This is a genomic window from Mesorhizobium sp. M7A.F.Ca.ET.027.03.2.1, assembly GCF_003999175.1.
Lineage (GTDB): Bacteria > Pseudomonadota > Alphaproteobacteria > Rhizobiales > Rhizobiaceae > Mesorhizobium.
The window spans coordinates 1-3,316 of sequence record NZ_RZOM01000699.1; the positions used below are offsets into that span (position 1 = coordinate 1).

At 63.3% G+C, this 3,316-nt stretch carries 3 protein-coding genes; 1 reads left to right on the forward strand and 2 read right to left on the reverse strand.

Annotated elements, in window-relative coordinates:
• On the reverse strand, positions 1-307 hold a 307-nt coding region (locus EN750_RS25160), incomplete at its 3' end, for a citrate/2-methylcitrate synthase (protein ID WP_281062320.1).
• Positions 308-492: 185 nt separating this feature from the next.
• Entirely contained in the window at positions 493-1,917 is a 1,425-nt protein-coding gene (gene gltX, locus EN750_RS25165) for a glutamate--tRNA ligase (protein WP_127398113.1), read from the reverse strand.
• Between the two features lie 102 nt (positions 1,918-2,019).
• Here gltX and EN750_RS25170 point away from each other — a divergent pair.
• Positions 2,020-3,316 (forward strand): ComEC/Rec2 family competence protein (locus tag EN750_RS25170; protein ID WP_145967896.1); only part of this gene is annotated, 1,297 nt, incomplete at its 3' end.

Below are 3,316 nucleotides of genomic sequence, written 5' to 3' on the forward strand. Positions count from 1 at the left end.
GGAGATAGCAGACTTCGAGGAAGTCGCCATGTTCGGCCAACTGGTCGATCGGATAGCCGCGATGGAGGAGGATGCCGGCGTCGCCGTCGATGAAGGTGATTTCGGACTCGCAGCTTGCCGTCGAGGTGAAGCCGGGATCGTAAGTGAAGGCGCCGGTGGTTGAGTAGAGCGAGGCGATGTCGATGACATCAGGCCCGACCGAACCACTTCGCACCTTGAATTCATGGGTCTTGCCGGCGAATGCAAGCGTTGCCGTGGCCTCCTGGGTCTTGCCGCCCAAATCCATTTTTTTCGCAGCTTCGGTCATTGCAAACTCCTTCTTGTTTCCTCATGCCGGCAAAGGCAAAATTCTGCAGAGCGACACGTCGAAAATCACCGCAATGCGCGTATTCGCCACCGCATTTCAGGAGGTGCGTGCCAGATTGGGCCAAGGCCTAATGTTGCACTGCGAAACCCGCCTTTCAATGCCAATCTTCTTGGGCCAGTTTGCTCCTAATCGATTTGATCTGAGATGCGCGCCAGGCTTTCCTCGCGGCCGAGCACGGCGAGCACATCGAACACGCCCGGCGAGGTGCTTTTGCCGGTCAACGCAGCGCGCAAAGGCTGGGCCACCGCGCCGAGCTTGTGACTGCCGGCCGCTGCCACCTCGCGTATCGCCGTCTCCGCCGAGGCGGCTGTCCAGTCACACGCAAGCCCGTTCAAAGCTTCGTGAGCACTGCGCAGGATCTTGCGGGCATCGTCGGTAAGCAGAAGGGCCGCCTTGTCGTCGATCGGCAGGGGGCGCGTGGCGAACAGGAAGGCCGCGCCATCGACGAGCTCGACCAGCGTCTTGGCGCGGTCCTTCAAGCCCGGAAGCGCTGCCAGCAACTGCGCCTTGGTGCTGTCGTTCAGGCGCGCGGCGATCGCCGGGCCACCTTCGAGATAGGGCAGGGTAGCGATGAAGATGTCGAACAGTTGGGCATCGCTCATGCGGCGCATATGCGCGCCGTTGATCGCCTCCAGCTTGGCGAAGTCGAAGCGCGCCGCGCCCTTGTTGACATCGCCGATATCGAACCAGGAAATCATATCCTTGATCGACATGATCTCGTCGTCGCCATGGCTCCAGCCAAGGCGCGCCAGGTAATTGAGCAGCGCCTCCGGCAGGTAGCCCATGGCGCGATAGGCCTCGACGCCAAGCGCGCCGTGCCGCTTCGACAGCTTGGCGCCATCGGCGCCGTGGATCAGCGGGATATGCGACATGGACGGCACGTTCCAGCCCATGGCGTTGTAGATCACGGTCTGGCGAGCGGCGTTGGTCAGATGATCGTCGCCGCGAATGATATGGGTGACTCCCATATCATGATCATCGACGACGACGGCATGCATGTAAGTGGGATTGCCGTCAGAACGCAGGATGATGAAGTCATCGAGATCCTTGTTGGGAAAGCGCACCTCGCCCTGGACACGGTCATGGACGATGGTCTCGCCTTCGGTCGGCGCCTTGATACGAATGGCGCCCTTGACGCCTGCGGGCGCCTCAGAGGGGTCGCGGTCGCGCCAGCGGCCGTCATAGCGGGGCGGCAGCCCCTTGGCTCTGGCGGCCTCGCGCATGGCCTCCAGTTCGGCCGGCGTGGCATAGCAATAATAGGCCTTGCCCATGCGCACGAGCTCCTCAGCCACCTCGCGGTGGCGCGGCGCACGCTCGAACTGCGACACCGGCTCGCCGTCCCAGCTCAGGCCAAGCCAGGAAAGCCCGTCGAGGATGGCAGCCGTCGCGGCTTCATTGGAGCGTTCGCGGTCGGTGTCCTCGATGCGCAGCAGCATCGTGCCGCCAGTGTGCTTCGCATACAGCCAGTTGAACAGCGCCGTGCGCGCGCCGCCTATGTGCAGATAGCCGGTGGGCGAAGGGGCAAAACGGGTGACGACCTTGTCGGACATGGAACTCTCGGAAACCATCTGAAGCGGGGTGCGGTTGCGCGGGCTTTCGCGCGCCCGGCGTTCATGTAGCATAGGGTGTCGAGGGCGCAAGGGGCAGACCCGATGGCTGGACGAGGCTGGGGCTCGGATCAGGGCGAGGACGCTGCCATCGGCGTCAGCGAACGGTCCCTGTTTGCGCCTCGGCCAGCCCCATTACCGCCGCCATCGCCCCTTGTGCCGGATCCCGGCAAGGCGCCCTTGCAAGCGGATGTCGCCGCCTCTGTTCCTGTTGCCGAAACCGGCAGGATCGTTCGCGTGCGCCGGCAAATCAGCCTGACATCACTGCTTCGCCTGCGCCACAGCGTGAACACGGCGGCGAGCCTGGAACTCGACCGGGGCGTGGCCTTCCTGCTGGTGCCGGTCTGCCTGGCGATCGGAGCGATCGGCTATTTTTCGCTGACGGCTGAACCCGACTTTGCGAGACCTGTCGCGGTTGTCATCTTGACGGGGATCTGTGCGCTGGTCTCGCGCTCATGGCCAAAGACCCATCTGTGTTTCATGGCGGCGCTTTTGTGCGCCCTAGGACTGCTTGCTGCCAAGGTCGAGACGTGGCGTGCGGGCACACAAATGTTGGGCTCGGAAATCTCGACGCAGGTGACCGGCCGCGTCGTCTCGCTCGACCGGATGGAAACTGGCCGTATCCGGCTGACCATCGACGTGACATCGACCGCAAGACCGAAACTGCGCTATGCGCCGGAACGGGTGCGGCTTTCGGCACGCAAGATCCCGGCTGACGTGACCGCAGGCTCCCTCATCACTGGATATGCCAAGCTTTTGCCGCCGACTGGGCCGGTGCGGCCGGACAGCTATGATTTCTCCTTCGACAGCTATTTTGCCGGCATCGGCGGCAGCGGGTTCTTTCTCGGCAACCCCAAGCTTGTCGTCAGCGATGGTGGCGACATGTCGCTGCCGGCCCGAATTTCCTCTAGCGTGGAAAATGCCCGCGAGGCCATCGCCGACCATATCAGGGCGAGCGTCGGCGGCGCCGAAGGCGAGATCGCCGCGGCGCTGATCGTCGGCGTGCGCGCCGGCATTCCCGATGACATCAATGAGGCGATGCGACGTACCGGCATCTACCACATCATCTCGATTTCGGGACTGCACATGGCGCTGGTCGCAGGCACCATCATGGGCTTGCTGCGCGGCGCCTTCGCGTTGTTTCCCGACTTTTCCGCGCGTCGCCCGGTCAAGAAGTATGCCGCCGTCGCCGCACTGTTCTCGATCGCGGCCTATCTCATCATCTCTGGAGTCGTCGTTGCCGCCGAGCGCAGCTTCATCATGCTGGCGGTGATGCTGATTGCCGTGCTGTTCGATCGAGCAGCACTCACCATGCGCAATCTGGCGATCTCGGCGATCGCCG